Genomic DNA, 18,050 nt, shown 5'->3' on the forward strand with positions numbered 1-18,050 from the left:
TTTCTTCAATCTTTAAAAACAAAGCTTTTCAGCCGATACATGCTTTGTTCCGAAGCGGATTCTCATTTTTTTATTGACAATAGGAATAAGAACTTGCAATAGTTTCAACGCCTTGAAAACGTTGGGATCGTTGTGACTATTTCTATTATAATGTAAAATGTGAAGGCCTATTATAAAGCGCCTTTTCTCAGATTCAGAAATACCACTGTCGCCAGAATACACCCTACACCGATAAATTGAAGCGGAGTAACAACTTCGTGAAGCACAAAAAACGACATGCATACAGCCACAGGCAATTCAACTGCACTTAAGATGCTGCCTAATGCAACGCCAATCTTCGGCATTCCATAAGCAAATAAAACAGGAGGTAATACCGTACCGAAGAGAGAGAGAAGTAGCCCGTAAGAAAACAGATTTTTTAATGTGCCGAGTTCAAACAGACTAAACGGTTGAAATAATAGGAATACGAAAATACAAGCTCCGGTTATCATGAACGCACTTTTTTGTAGTGGAGGATGATCGTTACCTACGCGACCATTTACTATAATAAAAAGAGCGTAAGCCGTAGCAGCCAGTAGACCATAGCAAATACCTATACTATCGATAGATTTCATTTCGTGCTCTAATAGACCTGTTGCAGCGACAGTTGCTAATAAGATAACGAAGATACCTATCATATTTTTCTTGCTAGGTTTCTCTTTAAAGAAGATAACCTCAATGAGTTGACCTATCCAGATATATTGCATCAATAGGACAATGGCTAAAGAAGCAGGAACTAATTGCACACATTTATAATAAAGTACACTTACTGCTCCCGTTGAAATACCACTCAGGATGATTGTCCAGCGAGGTGTTTTCGAAGTATACTTCGAAAAATAGCTTCGTTTAAAAATACGTAGGAATAAGATTGTTATCCAGAGCATAATCATCCCAAAAAAGGCTTGAACAGCTGTTACTTCCCCTAGTGAAAATCCTTGTTCATAAGCTTTTTTTACAAAAGTTGAGAGGATGCCAAAACTCGCTGCACCCAGAAAAACGGCAATTATAGCTTTAAATCTTCCCATGATTATTTTCGCGCAAGGTACAAAAAATGACCGTTATACTTGTTGATAGAAGGTTGGTTCATTACATTTGCTTTATGATCAGAATGTCATTTAACTTTCTTGCGAGTTTATCTTTTGTTATTCTGTTGCTTTCTTCTTGTGGTGCCAGGAAAAAAGGAAGTACTGTTTTAAGACCAAATACAGAAATAAAATCAGGCAAAGGAACTATTCCCACCGATGCTAGTGACGCGCGAGCAAAGACGCTCTCGGGTTCTAAAATGGATCAATACGCCGATTTATTAGGTACATCCTCCAAAGAGTTGTCAAATAAAACATTGTATTATTTTATTGACGGTTGGATGGGGAGTCCGCATCGATTAGGGGGAATGGAAAAAAACGGAATAGACTGCTCTGGTTTTGTGAGCATACTATACAAAGAGGTATATGGAGGACAATTGCCTCGTACTTCGCGTGATATGAGCGAGGATGTAAAGCGGAAATATGAACGTGACCTCAAAGAAGGAGATTTGTTGTTTTTCTCATTCGGAGGTCGTCAAGTTGATCATGTAGGCGTTTATTTAAGGAATAATAAATTCGTACATGTTTCAACAAGAAAAGGTGTCATTATCTCAGATTTAAAAGATACTTGGTATTACAAATACTTCGTGCGCTGTGGCTCTCCGAAAATCTAACATTTAAATTACATTATAGCGGTAATTCTCGTTGTAGTTGACTTCTTAGTTCGCGCTTATTCCTTATTTTTGCCACATATATTACGATCATGACTAAAAAGACAAAAGCTATATTTCTTGGATTGTGTATCATCGGTTCTTTTTTTATTTATTGCGTATTCTATTACTCCAATATGTTAAAAAATGCACCTTATCGATTCTCCGATTTTGAGTACGTATCCATTCAATATGGTTTGCCAGACTCCATGTTGAATAGTTATAATTCCGCTACACAGGATTATCAATATTTGAACAAGGATAATAAAGTGATTAAAACGAAGCTGAAGCTGAGAGATGATGATTTACTTTTCCTGCATCGTAAAGCAATGGAGATGGGGTTTTGGAATGTCGACAGTGATATGACTACGGTGCGGAAGGATTCGTTAGAAGGGAAGGATGTTCCGCGTTACATTGTAGAGTATAAATACAAAGAAAAGGGAAAGAAAGTGGTTTTGGATGCTGATTATCCCGGCAACCAGAAGATGAAAGATGCAACAAAAACCACCATTGAAAAGATATTGGAAATTATTAACATTGCGAGTGCACGTTAATAGAGACTAAGTCAATGATAAAAAGAGGAACATCCATTTAGATGTTCCTCTTTTTATATAACATCAACTTAATTTACGGTTTACATTTTCTTTATCTCATAACAGTAAGTTTGTCGCATTATAATCGATAAGCTTTATGAAGAATATTTGTTGGGCACTTTTAGCATGTGCCTTATCAGGAACTGCCTTTGGACAAGACATGGCCAAAGGTATCGTCTACGTGGACGCAAATGCGAACGGTATACGAGATAAGAAAGAAGTCGGATTGGCAGGTGTCAGTGTGAGTAATGGAATCGAAGTTGTACAAACAGATGCAGAAGGCCGCTATCAGTTGCCGGTACAAAACGATAATATCATCTTTGTGATTAAGCCCTCGGGCTATAGACTTCCGTTAGATAAAGATAATCATTCGCAGTTTTATCATCTCCACAAACCAAAAGGATCTCCTGAATTGAAATACGCAGGTGTTGCGCCGACAGGAAAACTACCGAAATCCATTGATTTTGCTCTTCAGGTTGTTGAAGAACCAACGAAGTTCTCTGCATTTATTTTTGGAGATCCGCAAGCTTATAATGAAAATGAGATGGATTTCTTCAAACGCGCTGTTGTAGAAGAGGCCAAGCTCAAGAAAGGGCCCTTGTTTGGGATTAGTTTAGGCGATTTGGTTGGCAACGATCTTAGTTTACACCCAAGTTACAAACAAACTATTGGTCAGATGGGGTTACCATGGTACAACGTTATTGGGAACCACGATTTAAATTTTGATGTAAAAAGTGATTCGCTTTCGGACGAATCTTTCGAGCGACTTTTTGGCCCTGCAAATCACGCCTTTAATGTTGGAAACGTACACTTCATTATATTAGATGACGTTTTGTATCCACATCCTACTACAGGTGAAGGCTACCAAGGCGGATTTCGCAAGGAACAACTTGACTTTGTGGAAAATGATCTACGTTTTGTACCTAAAGATAAGTTGATCGTATTGGCTTTACATATTCCATTGAATCCGGACAATGATGCCTCATTTAGGAATGAGGATAGACAACGTCTATTTGATCTGTTAAGCAGTTATACACACACATTATCGCTATCCGCCCATACACATTTTCAACAGCAAAACTACTACAAAGCGAAGGATGGCTGGAAAGGTCAACGTCCTCACCACGAATATAATGTAGGGACGACCTCTGGAGATTGGTACTCAGGACGTCTTAATGAGGCAGGTATACCTGTGTCTACAATGCGTGACGGTACACCAAAAGGCTATGCAATTCTTCATGTTGACGGTAATAGTTATACGTTCGACTATAAAGTTGTTGGTAAAGGAGATGACTATAGTATTGGTTTATATGGTCCATCAGTTGTTCCAGAGCGTTACGCCAAGAGATACTCATTATACGCTAATTTTTTCATAGGAACAACAGATAATAAAGTAAGATATCAGGTGGATGGCGGATCTTGGAAGAAAATGGAACAAGTAAATGACCAAGATCCAGACTACACTAAAGAGGTTTTATTATTTGATGGAACCAAGGAATTAGTCGAAGGTCGACGCCCTTCTGATGCCGTTCCTTCGAAACACCTTTGGAAAATCAAATTACCAAAATTAGCAGTAGGGGTACATACAATAACGGTGGAAGCAGAAGATATATTTGGACGTCTTCATCGTACAAAAAAAGAAATCACAGTTGTAGAATAAAGAATTTCTTATTTAATGAGAAGCTAATATTCTATTAATATGAAAATATCATCTTTGAACCAGAGTAATTTTTGTTCATAGTGTTATGGTTAATGTTTAGGCCTGTTGTGAAATATGCTGAGACGAAATTTGTTTTCATACAAATAAGAAAAGGTTGTCCACAGACAACCTTTTTCTATTTATTAGATTTCTCAAGTCTACTTCGAACAATGTATTTCTCTAATTCACGTGTAATTTTTCTTTTATAGTCTGTAAATATTTTTGCTAAAAAAAATAGATTATATAAGTTTGCCGAATACTATGGATAAAGTTAATATCATCAATATACCGACTAATCAAAAAAGTGTCATCTACGATTGGACGGTACAACATATAGAAGCAATAGGTATTCCAGATCGGTTTGCTCATTTTTGTAGTTCTGCAGTTCTTCTGCTTGTAAGTTTGGTATTTCTTGTTATAGTCGACTTTTTCATTCGAAGGATTGTCAAAGCTGTCTTTGTGAAGCTAATTAAAAAGACAGCCTACACATGGGATGATAAATTGTTGGACAATAAGGTTCTCGATCACTTAGGGCATATTATTCCCCTGTTATTAGCACAACAGCTACTCCCCTCGATATTTATAGGATTTCCAAGTTTTATGACAATTCTTGTCAAGTTCTTTGCTATTGTGATGACACTTGCATTTTTTAGAATGGTCAATGCCCTGTTAAAAAGTACCCGGGATATTCTGAAAACGTCCGCAATATTCTCGGATAAACCATTGGATAGTTATCTACAAGTCGCTCAAATTTTTCTTTTCTTTATCGGAGGAACGATTATTTTTTCTATCGTGACTGGAAGTTCTCCCTGGTCATTTTTGGTTTCCCTAGGTGCTGCATCGGCAATATTGATGTTGGTGTTTAAAGATACTATACTTGGATTTGTAGCAAGTATTCAGGTCTCCGCTAATGATTCGGTACGTGTAGGAGATTGGGTTGAAATGACAAAGTATGGGGCTGACGGTGATGTTATACAGATTAACCTGAATAATGTTAAGGTTCAAAATTTTGACAAAACTATAGTTTCTATTCCAACACATACATTGTTGACTGACTCTTTTAAAAATTACCGTGGTATGCGTCAATTTGGAGGGCGACGAATTAAGCGAGCAATTCATATCAAAATATCCTCCGTACGCTATCTGACAGAGAAAGAAATTGGTGAGTTGGAACGGATACAATTACTTAAGCCGTATATAGACGAACGTAAAAAAGAGATAGCACAGTATAATGCGGAGACCCATGCAGATCCTTCTATGCCTGTGAACGGAAGGCGTATGACAAATATTGGTTTATTTCGAGCTTATATAACCCGATATGCACAAAATAATCCGAATATCCATCAAGATAAAATGTTGATGGTACGGCAACTAGCGCCGACGGAACATGGTCTGCCGTTAGAATTGTATATGTTTGCAGCAGGTACAGAATGGATGTTTTATGAAAATACGATGGCCAATATTTTTGATCACCTATTTGCGGCAATAAAATATTTTGATCTGGAAGTTTTCGAGCTGCCCGCATCTGATGATGTTAGGCAGCTTATGAAGAAATTTGTAGTTGACGACATAGAATACTAGCGTCAAATTTTTTCTTACATTTCGTTATTTTGGTGTTTATGTTTAAATAAAACGGCAAATAAAATTGCGATAACCAGGGTATATCCAGCAAACGTAAGCCATATATTGTGCCAATCTTTTAAGAAGATACCCGCGCTCAGCGACCCATTCTCTAGAACTGTTTGTCCTTGCGCTTTAATAAACGATAAGAGCGTAAGATTCGTTGAATCTGTCTTTAAGTAAGAAGCTAGATCTTGGATGTTCGAGAAATTCAAGGTAAAGTAGTGGTCGATCACCCAACCCGAAATTAAACTACCTAACACTGCACCAAAACCATTTGTCATCATCATAAAAAGCCCCTGAGCAGAACTTCTGATATGTGAGTTGGTGGAGGTTTCTACAAATAGCGAACCTGATATGTTGAAGAAATCGAAGGCCATACCGTATACTACGCAAGAAAAAATAATCATCCACAAACCTGTCGTAGGATCTCCATAAGCAAACAGGCCAAAGCGTAATACCCAAGCAAACATAGAAATTAACATTACCTTTTTTATGCCAAATCTCTTGAGGAAAAAAGGAATCGCCAATATAAAGAGCGTTTCCGAAATTTGAGAAATCGACATGATAATGGTCGAGTACTTGACAACAAAGGAATCTACATACTGTGGATAAAATTTAAATTCGTCTAAGAAAACATCCCCATAAGCATTTGTCAATTGTAGCGCTCCTCCAAGAAACATTGAGAAAATAAAGAAGAGTGCCATTTTGTAATTCGCAAACAATTTAAAGGCTTCAAGTCCGAATATCTGTATCAGCGATTGGTTTTCCCTGTTGATATTTTTAGGAGGACATTTAGGCAGCGTGAGTGCGAATATACTTAAGCCAAATGCTGCGGCTCCTGCAATGTAAAATTGGTTTCCAGTGGCTTTGTTCCCCGTCAGATTGACCAACCACATCGCAGCGATGAAACCAATGGTTCCCCAAACTCGAATAGGAGGGAAAGCCTTAACGAGGTCGTATTCCCCTGATGTGAGTGCTGTATAGGAAATAGAATTTGATAAAGCTAGTGTTGGCATGTAGAAACACATGGCCAATAACATGATGTAAAAGAATACGTGAGGATCGTTCACTTGAGGCAGATAACACAATGTGGCCGCATATAGGAAGTGAAGTATGCTGTATAATTTCTCTGCATTGACCCATCGATCAGCAACAATACCCACGATTGTTGGCATAAAAAGAGAAGCAATTCCCATGGTGGCAAATATGGCTCCAAATTGAGTTCCATCCCAATGTTTTGTCCCGAACCAGTAATTCGCAAATGTAATTAACCAAGCTCCCCACACAAAGAATTGGAAGAAGCTCATGACGGTTAACCGTAATTTAATTGACATAGTGTGTTGGTATTTATGATTTTCTTCTTTCGATTTCGTCACGAATTTTGGCAGCAGTTTCGTACTGTTCAGCATCTATAGCCTTGTTTAGGCTCGTTTCGAGCTGCTCATCGCTGAGATTCGTGTAAGGAGATTTAGGTTTTTCTTTTTCGGAAATAGGATCTTTATGAAGCGTGTTCTCTTTTTGGGAAATATTTTCCATATTCTCTAAGAAAGCGAAATCGTTACTTTCTATAATGATGCCGGCGGCATCCATGATAAAATCATATGTAAATATGGGAGAACCGAAACGTACAGCCAGCGCAACGGCATCTGAAGTTCGGGAGTCTAATTCAATAGTCTTATGTCCATCAGAACACATGAGTTTAGCGAAAAAGATGCCGTCAATCAGATTATAGATTAGAACTTCTTGAATATTGATTTGGAAATTATCTGCAAATGTCTTGAAGAGATCGTGGGTAAGAGGTCGGCTAGGCTGCATTTTTTCTATTTCTACAGCGATTGCTTGAGCTTCAAAACCCCCGATAATGATGGGAAGACGTCTGTTGCCTCCTATTTCTCCAAGAACTAGCGCGTAAGCCCCCGATTGTGTCTGACTATAGGATAACCCAACGATATCTAATTTGATTTTCTTCATTCTTAAAGCCTTACGGTAGTACAAAGATGTAAATATTCGAGACAAAATAAAAATGGCCAGACACATTTTGTTGTTGTCCAGCCATTTACTTTGTATTGCTCTTGTTGTTTAGTTGTTTTTGTATGTTTTTATAGCTTCAATCAGCTGCGGAATGATTTCAAAAGCGTCGCCGACGATACCATAATCAGCTACTTTGAAAAACGGAGCTTCTGGATCTTTGTTGATGACGACGATAGTTTTTGAAGAACTGACACCGGCTAGATGTTGAATGGCTCCGGATATACCTATGGCAATATATAGTTTAGGACTTACTGCAAGTCCAGTTTGGCCTACGTGTTCTGAATGAGGTCTCCATCCTGCGTCAGATACAGGTTTGGAACAAGCTGTTGCAGCTCCTAGTATTGCAGCTAGCTCTTCAATCATTCCCCAGTTTTCAGGGCCTTTCAAACCGCGTCCAGCTGAAACTACAATATCGGCATCAGGCAAGGCAACTTTATCGGTAGCTCTAACGATATTTTTAATTAAGGTGGAGAAATCGCCATCCACAAGTTTGGGATCATATGTCTCCATTGTTAGGCTGACGGGATTTACCTTCGCCTCAAAGCTATTTGGAGTAAGGGTAATAACTCGCTTAGAGGTATGTAATTCGGTATGGGCGATAGCTTTGTTGGAGAATGCTGTCTTTTTTATCTTCCATACATCGTTTTCTACAGTAGGTAAAGAAATCGCTCCATCCACAAGAGCGGCACCAAGTTTTGTGGCAATACGTGGCGCTAGCCCTTTTCCATTGAATGAATTAGCAATTATGACTGTATTGGCGCCTATGTGCTGTGCGACTTCAGCAATGATAGATGCATATGCTTGATTAACGAATTGCGTTAACTTTTCGCTATCAATTTGAATGAGCTTTTCGACACCATATTCGCCTATCTTGTTTACAGACGAAGCGTCAACGGTTCCAATATTCAACGCGATGACGTCCTGCTGCGTTAGTTCTCCAATAGCACGAGCGTACGTTAAAAGCTCAAAGGCAGACTTTTTAAGCGTGCCGTCTATATTTTCAATATATACGAGGATTGACATAAAATACTTTTTAAAATGAAAGAATTAAATAACTTTTGCCTCCCTATGAAGCAAGTCGACGAGTTGTGCTACATTATCTTTGTCGATATAGCTTACCGCTTCCCGAGGTGATGGAGTCTCATAACTACTGATGCTAGACAATAAAGGGACCTCGATAGCATCTACGACTTTGAGAGGCTTCGTTCTCGCTGTCATTATACCTCGCATGTTAGGGATTTTTGGTTCTGCAACGCCCTCTGCGGTACCTATTACCAATGGTAATGAAGCGGTCAGGATCTCCTTTCCTCCTTCGATCTCTCGCTCTACTGATGCGCTGTTATTTTCGATATCTATTTTTTTAGCTATAGCAATCGAAGGAATTTGGAGCAGTTCCCCTAAAAAACTCTGTACTTGTGCGCCATTGTAATCGATGGATTCGCGACCAGTCAGCACAAGGTCAAATGGATTCGACTTCACAAAATGAGCGATCTGGTTGGCTACAAACCAAGCATCTCGGGCAGGTGCATTAATACGGACAGCATCATCGGCTCCGACAGCAAGAGCTTTTCTAATGGTTGCATCTGCAGACGCTTCTCCGACATGTATTACCGTCACTGTAGCTGCCCCGCCTTCAGCAAGTTCAACAGCTCTTGCTAGCGCAATTTCATCGTAAGGGTTAATTATATATTGGATACCATTCGAATTAAACGACGTATTGTTGTCGGTGAACGTAATTTTTGACGTGGTGTCTGGAACGTTACTTATACATACTAATATCTTCATATCTAATAATTTATTTATGTACTCATATTTCTGTTTAGGATAGCAGTACCCCAAAAGAATATGGTCAGGTCTATATTTGTTTTATTATCGCTGTTTTACAAACCTATTATTTTTCCAACTTAAAATCAAGAAAGTAGAGTTGCGCTTGGGTCAATAAATTGTCATTTTTCTATGCGTGCATAGTATTTTTTCTCTGTAAGAGATTTTCCGATGTGCTTTTTCTAAGACGACATTTCGTAGATTTGTCATATGTTGTGATTAGCGTACATTGTATGCGAAATCAATAAATAATCACAAATAAGAATGACCGCTGTAGGGTATAATTACTACTAAAGAAGAAGTCATTTGATAGGCTGTAGATAAAAATAAATTTATTATGAAAGGACGTATAGCGGAGTTAGAATCATTTTTGGAAGAAAATCCAAATGATCCATTCCTGAAATATGCTCTCACGATGGAGTTTAAAAAACTCGGTGAAACAGAGAATACCTTGCTGGGCTTCCAAAATTTAGTCCAAGATCACCCGGATTACGTGGGGACATACTATCATTATGGAAAACTTCTGGAACAATTAGGAAATAAAGAAGAAGCTGGAGCAATCTATAAACGAGGTATGGAAGTTGCACAACGTCTACGAAACCGCCATGCCTATGGAGAATTGTTGGGAGCTTATAATCTTTCTCAGGGTATTGAAGACGACGATTGGGACGATTAGAAATAAAAAAACACGGCGTTAACATTTTATGGTATCCTTTTTGTTTGAAATGTTAAAAATATTTTGTGATGCGTTTCATTCGTTATATAAGTGGGCTTCTAATCATACTTGTTTTTTCCGTCAGTTGCATAAATACACGTACCAATGCGAGCATTGAAAGTAATAAATTCGGGAAAATAAACGAGAGTAGGTTAGTGGGTACTTATAGGGGTGATTTACCCTGCACCGACTGTGATGCTATTGCTACGATTTTAACTCTAGGAAGTGATAGGGGATATGTGTTAGAGTATGTTTACGTTGGAAAAAACGTAGAACCCTTTACAAAAAAGGGAACTTGGGAATTACAGGATGGTGATTTGAATCTAGATGGGTTAGACTATAAATATAGGGTGGAGCCAAATCAGCTCAGACAATTGGATTTATCTGGCAAAGAAATAACAGGCGATCTAGCCGAGCGATATATTTTACGTTCACTAGAATAGGCAATACTAAAAAGATAGGGCAATTGACCCTATCTTTTTAGTATATATCTTTCCCGATTTTAATGGTGGTTTTCGCAAAGTTCTTTGATCGTTTTCACGACAAAATCAATTTCCTCTTTTGTATTGTATTTACTGAACGAAAAACGAACAGAAGGACGTTCGCTGTTTCCTTTTATCGCATGTAGTACGTGACTTCCTATTTCAGAACCAGAGCTACAGGCACTTCCTCCAGAGGCAGAAATACCCGCGATATCGAGACTAAACAGCAGCATATCTGCAATTTCCGAACACGGTAGCGATACATTCAGTACAGTGTATAAAGAACGGCTAGCTTCTATATTACCATTAAATTCTACATCAGGAATGTTTTTTTTGAGCGCTAGGATCATATAATCTTTCAGGTCTTGAATGTAAGACCGGTGCTTCTCCATTTCTGCATATGATAATTCCAAGGCCTTTGCCAGTCCAACAATACCGTACACATTTTCAGTACCTCCCCGCATGTTGCGCTCTTGAGCTCCTCCATAAATCAAGGGTTGTATTTTATTTCTACCGTTTATGTAGAGAAATCCAACACCTTTAGGGCCATGAAACTTGTGTGCAGCGCCCGTAATGAAGTCGATCTTTAGCTCCGAAAGATCATGAATATAGTGCCCCATGGTCTGTACAGTATCAGAATGTAGCACAGCATTAAATTCTTGACATATTGCCGATACTGTTTTCAGGTCTGTAAGATTTCCAATTTCGTTATTGGCATGCATCAATGATACGAAAGTACGTGGGTTTTGTGATAACAATTCACGTAGATGTTCCAAATCAATATTTCCATGTTCATCAATGTGGATGATGTCCAAATGTATCAATCCGCGTTTTTCCTGTTCTTCTAAGGTGTGAAGAACAGCATGATGTTCTATTGGCGATGTGATAGCATGCGTAATGCCCAGATCTAAAATAGAGCGAACGATAGCCATATTATCAGCTTCAGTACCACCTGAAGTGAAGAAAATCTCTGAGGGAGATGCTTTCAACAAGTTTGCGATCGTTTTCCTCGCCTTTTCTACTATTGTTTTTACCTGACGTCCATGTGAGTGTATAGAAGAAGGGTTGCCAAAATTCTCTTGCATGGTTTCGGTCATGACCCGAATTACTTCTGGTTCTAATGGCGTTGTAGCGGCATTATCAAAATATACTTGCATGGTGCAAAAGTAAACAAAGCAAACGTAAATAAAATACTATTGGCGTAGTTAGGCAGATTTCTTTCGCAATAAATTGTAGATTGAAAACAAGCCACCTAAAAGCGCAAAATATAAGAGGAAGTCACCGTAACTTGTATAGAATGTCAGTTCTTCGTTAAGGTTTATTTCTTGAGAAATAGCAGCAGGTTGCCACCAAGATGTTTGCTGTACGATATCCCCTCGTTGATTAATGAAACCTGAAATTCCCGTATTAGCAGATCGAGCCACCCATCGTCTATTCTCTATCGCCCTCAATTTGGCATATTGTAAATGTTGGTCTTTTCCGGATGTGTCTCCCCACCAGCCGTCATTTGTGACGATGGCAATAAATTGAGCACCTTCTTTAATATATTCAGCTACATAATTCCCCCAAATGGATTCATAACAAATCACCGGTGCTGCACCAATACCACTTTGTGAATAAACCACAGAAGGATGTTCCTGACTACCATAACCTCCCGTTGATCCGCCAAACTGAGCAAAAAGAGGCTTCATAAAGGCGAGAGCTTCGCCAAAGGGAAGTTGTTCTACACCTGGTACTAATTTTGACTTATGGTAAAATTGTAATTTACTGGATTGATCGATTAACACAGCTGCGTTGAAAGGATCTAAAAATACGTTGTTACCAAAACTTCTCGCAGTAAGTGTTTTTGGAAAATTGTAAATCTGGTAGCTCTCGATTCCGGATAATACATTTCCATTTTTAAACTTGTTAAGGAAAAGCTGTATGTTTTCAAATGCAGGGGACTCTCTAAAGCTATCTTCATTTATTCCTCGCGAAGCGGAAATCGCTGTCTCTGGCCAGATAAAAAATTCGGTATTCGTTTTGGCTACTTTTTCAGAGAGGTTGATCAATGTGCGCAATTGCTCCTCCGGCGGAATAAAACCAAATTTCCCATAAGGGTCAATATTGGGTTGTACAACAACTACTTCAGATGGATTGAGGTGTTCTTCATAATTGCTGTAGATAAGCAGTGAAACAACAATGGGAACCCCTACAACGGAAGTCAAGGCTATAGTCAACTTTTTATTGGGAATGACTTCAATTTTCTCGCGTTTTTGCCAAATGATTAGGAAGAGAAGGATGTTACTGCACCAAATCCATAGCGTGCCGCCGAAAACACCGGTTATGCTATACCATTGAATAAGTTGGTGAAAGTTTGCAAATCCATTCCCTAGCGTCATCCACGGAAAAGCAAGATCCCACCATTGGTGAAGAAATTCATAACCGATCCACAATGATACAAGACCAATGAAACTAGAGCCTATAGCTACCTTCTTTCGCAAGAGGTAATAAAAACGGAAAACGATAGCCATCAGTAGCGGTGCTAGCGCAAAAGGTATAAGCGAAATAAGTAATGCTACATAGCTCGGAAGTTGAGCTTGCATCGCATTAAACACCCAATAGATTGAGGCTGTGTTCCAAATGAAGCCCGTAAAAAAGGCAAGGCAAAAAACCTTCTGTGCTTTCTTTTTGTAATCACCCCGGATAACTTTCTCTATGGCGATCAGTAACGGGACAAAGCCAATAAGTAAAAGTGGACTACTATAAGGGATGGGAGGCCATGCCAACCACAATAAAAAAGCACTAAAAAGTGCCAAGATATAGTTGCTTTTCACGGATTAAAGTTGCGATAAGAGTTCTGACTTTTTGCTTTCGTATTCTGCTTGCGTAATCAATTGTCTGTCGTACAGAGTTTTTAATTTTTTTAGCTTTTGTGTTAATTCGTCATCTTCTTCCTTTTTTAGCTCAGGCGTTTCGATGGTAGGCAACACTGTCTGGCTTGTTGGTTGAACCTCCATTACAACTTCATTTTTCAAGGGCTGTGGTACCTCTACTTTTTCTGTTTCCACTGGTTGAGGAGCAGGCGAAGAATTCGATGTCGGATAGCTTGGCTTTGCGACGTCATTACCGGCTGAACTAACAGAGGATGATGTCTTATTTGAATTTTCTAATGCTTCCTTGATCAGCTGATAAAGCTTTCTAGCTTGCACCTTTGGGATATAATCAATCGTTAGGTTTTCTCCGGCCAAAGGAATGACAGTTACCTTCGAACCAAAAATTTCTTCTTTAAATGCGATATCTTTGATGTCGCTCCAAGAGAAAATTTCGAAGTTAGTGGCTAGTCCCAATTTCGTGAATTCACACAAAAATATTCTTTTATTACTCACCGTAATGCTGTCAGGTAGGAGTGTTACAGCAGGTTTTTTTTGCAGGGATATGTATTGGATAAACTCCCCGGCAGTAAGCATATCGATGATTTTATCATGAATTTTTTCTAGCACTTTCGGATCTTGTCCGTCCTGAATAAATTTTTCTATAGCCATTTTAAACAATATAAATTAAAAATTAGCATACGGAACGAAACGGTTATTCGTTTATTCCTGCAACACAAAATACGAATTCTCCTTTTACCGGATGGTTTTCGAAATGTAATTTTAATGTAGCCAAGGTGCCCCTTACGGTCTCTTCGTATATTTTGGATAATTCTCTCGAAATCGATGCTTCTCGGTCTTCGCCGAAATATTGAATAAACTCTTCAATTGTTTTTACAATCCTATGAGGTGATTCGTAAAACACCATAGTCCGTCTCTCCGCGATCAACTGCTTTAGTCTTGTTTGCCGGCCTTTTTTTACAGGTAAAAAGCCTTCGAAGCAAAATCGATCATTAGGTAAACCCGAATTGACCAGTGCTGGTACAAATGCCGTAGCACCAGGTAGACATTGTATATCGATATTTTCTTTAATAGCTTCCCTTACCAACAGAAATCCTGGGTCAGATATTGCAGGAGTACCTGCATCCGATATGAGCGCTATGGTTTGCCCTTCCTTAAGAAATTTGATGATTTCAGAAACCGCTTTATGTTCATTGTGCTGATGGTGCGCAAAGACTTTTTTCTCTATTCCAAAATGCTTAAGTAAAGGAGCGCTTGTGCGCGTGTCTTCGGCTAGAATCAAATCCGCTTCCTTTAAAATACGGATGGCCCGGAAGGTCATGTCTTCCAGATTACCAATAGGCGTGGGTACTAAATAAAGCATAGTCAAAGGTAATAAATAGTAATGAGTAATACGCGATAGGAAGGAGAGAATAGATAAAGCGACTCTAGGTGTAAATGCCGGGAAGCGGAGCTGTCGTTATTGATTTTATGAAGATTTGCTGCGAGGAGAAAAATATTGGGAGTACAAATTAGAAATAAGCTTTGGGTTGTTCAAGTCAAAGCGTACGGCTAATTAGTGCGCCCAATAGCTAGTCTTCAAAGTTGACATAATCATCGCCATCATAAGCAAATTCTATCAAATCTGCGTAGATGTCTTGTTCCAAAATTTCTAAGTCTTTTAACATGTTTTCTATTTCTTTAATGATAATCAAATGTAGCTGCAAATTATGAACTGAACATTATCAAGTCGTCAAATAATTGTTAATTCGGTTGTGAATTGATCAAAAATATAAATTAAATTTAAAAATACAAATGGAAGTATGGTAAAATGATAAAATAAATACAATAAAATTATAAAACTCGTGAAAATGTGCTATTTCGTTTACACTTCTTATCTTTGTGTCTCTAAATTTATATTTATTCATTTATGTTACAGTTAAATTATATCCGTGAAAACAAGGATGTCGTAGTTGAGAGACTAGCTGTTAAGAATTTTAAAGCAGAATCGTTGGTAGAAGAGTTGATTCAGCTTGACGAATCCCGTCGCAAAATTCAGAACGAGTCGGATGCTATTGCGGCTGAAGCCAATGCTGCAGCGAAGCAGATTGGAGATTTAATGCGCCAAGGTAAAAAAGAAGAAGCTGAAGCTGTTAAATCGCAATCGTCCGGATATAAAGAACAAGTAAAGCTTTTAACAGATAAGTTGGCAGGCGTGGAGCTGGATTTGCATGAGAAATTAGTTCAATTGCCAAATCTACCCCATGAATCTGTTCCCCAAGGCAATTCAGCTGAAGATAACGAAGTTGTATTAACGTGGGGTGATATACCAACATTAACGGACAAAGCACTACCCCATTGGGAGCTACTTACAAAGTATGGTATTGTTGACCTTGAATTGGGGGTAAAAGTTACAGGAGCAGGTTTTCCAGTATATAAAGGAAAAGGTGCCCGCCTACAGCGCGCCCTTATCAATTTCTTCTTGGATGAAGCTGCAGCTGCAGGTTATCATGAAGTACAAGTTCCTATCTTGGTCAATGAAGCTTCAGCATTTGCGACAGGGCAGTTGCCGGATAAGGAGGGACAGATGTATCACGTTGGTGGCGATGATATGTATTTAATTCCTACAGCAGAGGTTCCTGTTACCAACTTATACCGTGATGTCATTGTTAAAGCTGAAGAATTTCCAATTAAGCATTCCGCTTACACACCTTGTTTCCGTCGTGAAGCAGGCTCTTATGGAGCGCATGTGCGCGGATTAAATAGGTTACATCAATTCGATAAAGTAGAAACCGTACAGATTGTTCATCCAGATCATTCTTATGATGTCATCGAGGAAATGAGTCTTTATATTCAACACCTATTGCAAAAATTGGAATTGCCCTATCGGGTGTTGCGACTTTGTGGTGGCGATATGAGTTTTACTTCTGCGTTGACTTATGATATGGAAGTGTTTAGTGCAGCACAACAACGTTGGTTGGAAGTTTCTTCGGTATCCAATTTTGAGACATATCAGTCAAATCGCTTAAAAGTGCGTTTTAAAAATACAGACGGAAAAATGCAATTGGCACATACGCTAAATGGCTCCGCTTTGGCTCTGCCGCGTATTGTTGCTTCTATCTTGGAAAATAACCAAACAGAAAAAGGGGTTCGCATACCAGCTGTGCTTGTACCTTATACAGGATTTGAGTGGATCGATTAATGATCGCTTGCTAAAAGCAACGCCAACTACCGTGTCATTCATGGAGTTGGCGTTACCCTTTCAATAATCCCCATTTTAGACAACGTTTGTAGGGACACTCTGCTATTTCGGTTATTGTTTTTTTGCAATGTATTCTCTCCTTGTACGAGAACTTTCTGTCTCTGTGCTAAATACTATAATATTTCCTTAGTTCCCAGCCTTCTAAGATACTTTTTTCTGGTAGGTCTCTTTTTCGATTTCGTAAGGGCTATCCATTGAAAAACACTTCACTTATTGATACCCACAACTGTTGCTGCATAGTCGCTTTCGTACATTAGATCTTTTAAAAGCGATATTTTCAACTCTCTCTTTTCAGCGCGAAACCTAAATTTCATAGGTTAATAAAAAACGTATGCGGCTGTCGGGGTAACCTATTCTTTGTTTGAAAATGCTCTGCTGTAATTGCAGAAATTCTTTCGTTTTTTTAACATATTTTAAGAGCTTCATTGTGTAATGTAATGTTCGTTAACAATACAATTAGGTAGTTTTGGCGTGATCAAAAAACAAGCAGACATGAAGAAATTTTTAACTTGGGTTGGTATCTTTCTCTTTTTACAGCAATCCAATGGCTATGGTCAAGAATTAAAATATAAATTTGGGGTAGGTGCGGATTTCAATTTACCTACCTACCAGATTGATGTCAACAAAAATGGGACAGCCAGGGAAGCCGATTATAACTGGGGATGGGCTGTAAATGGAGTTGTAGAGGTGTCTGCTTATCGGTTTTTCGGCTTACAGACAGGAATAACATTAAAATCTATAGGTGCAACATTAAAATATTCGGAGTTTGGAAAAACAACGATTGATCAAAAAACGTATTGGGCAGAAATTCCTTTAAATCTACTTTTTAAACTTCCGTTGGGCGATGCGGATCGATTCATGTATCTTTCTGCAGGGCCTTATGCTGCTATAGGGTTATGGGGGACGAACAATTTTTCAGATAGTTATTCAGGTACAACCGCAAAGTTCACATTTGGCGAAACACAAAGACGCTTCGATTATGGCGTAAATGCAGAGATCGGCTTCCAATTGAATGCTCGGTGGAGAGCTGGAGTAGGGTATCAAATGGGCATACAGGATGCGCTATCAAGTGATCGCTATGATCAGCGAAACAGAGCATGGAAAGCATCGCTAAAATATTATTTGAAACCTAAGAATGCCGAAAAGTAGATCTTTTGGGCATTCTGGTGTTAATATAATTAGGTAAGGAGTTGGGAGA

Annotated in this window: 17 protein-coding genes; 8 read left to right on the plus strand and 9 right to left on the minus strand. The window is 38.7% G+C overall.

Annotated features, from left to right (window positions below):
• Positions 1-170: 170 nt before the first annotated feature.
• Positions 171-1,064, minus strand: a complete 894-nt coding sequence (locus ACSZOX_RS20205) for an EamA family transporter (protein WP_437922017.1) — start codon at positions 1,062-1,064, stop codon at positions 171-173.
• Positions 1,065-1,147: 83 nt separating this feature from the next.
• Between ACSZOX_RS20205 and ACSZOX_RS20210 the strand changes: the two genes are divergently transcribed.
• From ACSZOX_RS20210 to ACSZOX_RS20225, 4 genes are all read left to right on the plus strand, one after another.
• Entirely contained in the window at positions 1,148-1,735 is a 588-nt protein-coding gene (locus tag ACSZOX_RS20210; RefSeq protein ID WP_437922018.1) for a C40 family peptidase, read from the plus strand.
• An 89-nt stretch (positions 1,736-1,824) separates the two neighbouring features.
• Positions 1,825-2,325 (plus strand): hypothetical protein, encoded by a 501-nt coding sequence (locus ACSZOX_RS20215; RefSeq protein WP_437922019.1) that lies wholly within the window; start codon positions 1,825-1,827, stop codon positions 2,323-2,325.
• A gap of 136 nt (positions 2,326-2,461) precedes the next feature.
• Positions 2,462-4,024, plus strand: a complete 1,563-nt coding sequence (locus ACSZOX_RS20220; RefSeq protein WP_437922020.1) for a calcineurin-like phosphoesterase C-terminal domain-containing protein — start codon at positions 2,462-2,464, stop codon at positions 4,022-4,024.
• A gap of 300 nt (positions 4,025-4,324) precedes the next feature.
• A complete protein-coding gene (locus ACSZOX_RS20225; protein ID WP_437922021.1) occupies positions 4,325-5,644 on the plus strand; it encodes a mechanosensitive ion channel family protein in 1,320 nt (439 codons plus the stop codon).
• 14 nt (positions 5,645-5,658) lie between these two features.
• On the opposite strand, the gene ACSZOX_RS20230 is transcribed toward ACSZOX_RS20225, so the two are convergent.
• The 4 genes from ACSZOX_RS20230 to ACSZOX_RS20245 all read right to left on the minus strand — a co-directional run bounded on the left by ACSZOX_RS20230 (position 5,659) and on the right by ACSZOX_RS20245 (position 9,502).
• Positions 5,659-7,020 (minus strand): nucleoside permease, encoded by a 1,362-nt coding sequence (locus ACSZOX_RS20230; protein WP_437922022.1) that lies wholly within the window; start codon positions 7,018-7,020, stop codon positions 5,659-5,661.
• A 13-nt stretch (positions 7,021-7,033) separates the two neighbouring features.
• Positions 7,034-7,657, minus strand: a complete 624-nt coding sequence (locus ACSZOX_RS20235) for a bifunctional nuclease domain-containing protein (protein WP_437922023.1) — start codon at positions 7,655-7,657, stop codon at positions 7,034-7,036.
• A 108-nt stretch (positions 7,658-7,765) separates the two neighbouring features.
• A complete protein-coding gene (locus ACSZOX_RS20240) occupies positions 7,766-8,740 on the minus strand; it encodes an electron transfer flavoprotein subunit alpha/FixB family protein (protein ID WP_437922024.1) in 975 nt (324 codons plus the stop codon).
• A 24-nt stretch (positions 8,741-8,764) separates the two neighbouring features.
• Positions 8,765-9,502: an electron transfer flavoprotein subunit beta/FixA family protein gene (locus ACSZOX_RS20245; RefSeq protein WP_437922025.1), complete on the minus strand. Its 738-nt coding sequence runs from the start codon at positions 9,500-9,502 to the stop codon at positions 8,765-8,767.
• A gap of 376 nt (positions 9,503-9,878) precedes the next feature.
• On the opposite strand from ACSZOX_RS20245, the gene ACSZOX_RS20250 reads away from it, so the two are divergent.
• Positions 9,879-10,217 carry a tetratricopeptide repeat protein gene (locus ACSZOX_RS20250; RefSeq protein ID WP_437922026.1) on the plus strand — a complete coding sequence of 113 codons (339 nt, stop codon included), beginning with the start codon at positions 9,879-9,881 and terminating at the stop codon, positions 10,215-10,217.
• A gap of 68 nt (positions 10,218-10,285) precedes the next feature.
• The gene (locus ACSZOX_RS20255) at positions 10,286-10,699 is read left to right on the plus strand and encodes a copper resistance protein NlpE (RefSeq protein ID WP_437922027.1); all 414 of its coding nucleotides are present in this window, start codon (positions 10,286-10,288) and stop codon (positions 10,697-10,699) included.
• Positions 10,700-10,758: 59 nt separating this feature from the next.
• Here ACSZOX_RS20255 and ACSZOX_RS20260 read toward each other — a convergent pair whose 3' ends face one another.
• Genes ACSZOX_RS20260 through rsmI form a run of 4 tightly spaced genes read right to left on the minus strand, consistent with a single transcriptional unit; the run spans position 10,759 to position 14,974 of the window.
• Positions 10,759-11,895 (minus strand): cysteine desulfurase family protein, encoded by a 1,137-nt coding sequence (locus ACSZOX_RS20260; RefSeq protein WP_437922028.1) that lies wholly within the window; start codon positions 11,893-11,895, stop codon positions 10,759-10,761.
• Between the two features lie 48 nt (positions 11,896-11,943).
• Positions 11,944-13,554, minus strand: coding sequence for an apolipoprotein N-acyltransferase (lnt, locus tag ACSZOX_RS20265; RefSeq protein ID WP_437922029.1), 1,611 nt, complete (start codon positions 13,552-13,554; stop codon positions 11,944-11,946).
• 3 nt (positions 13,555-13,557) lie between these two features.
• Positions 13,558-14,262: a PH domain-containing protein gene (locus tag ACSZOX_RS20270; protein WP_437922030.1), complete on the minus strand. Its 705-nt coding sequence runs from the start codon at positions 14,260-14,262 to the stop codon at positions 13,558-13,560.
• A 43-nt stretch (positions 14,263-14,305) separates the two neighbouring features.
• The gene (rsmI, locus tag ACSZOX_RS20275) at positions 14,306-14,974 is read right to left on the minus strand and encodes a 16S rRNA (cytidine(1402)-2'-O)-methyltransferase (protein WP_437922031.1); all 669 of its coding nucleotides are present in this window, start codon (positions 14,972-14,974) and stop codon (positions 14,306-14,308) included.
• A gap of 546 nt (positions 14,975-15,520) precedes the next feature.
• Here rsmI and serS point away from each other — a divergent pair.
• Both serS and ACSZOX_RS20285 read left to right on the plus strand, forming a co-directional pair.
• Complete coding sequence (gene serS / locus ACSZOX_RS20280) at positions 15,521-16,792, plus strand: serine--tRNA ligase (protein WP_437922032.1); 1,272 nt, start codon at positions 15,521-15,523, stop codon at positions 16,790-16,792.
• A gap of 552 nt (positions 16,793-17,344) precedes the next feature.
• Entirely contained in the window at positions 17,345-18,001 is a 657-nt protein-coding gene (locus ACSZOX_RS20285) for an outer membrane beta-barrel protein (RefSeq protein WP_437922033.1), read from the plus strand.
• Positions 18,002-18,050 lie beyond the last annotated feature (49 nt).

It is taken from the genome of Sphingobacterium sp. LRF_L2, from assembly GCF_965644235.1.
Taxonomy (GTDB): domain Bacteria; phylum Bacteroidota; class Bacteroidia; order Sphingobacteriales; family Sphingobacteriaceae; genus Sphingobacterium.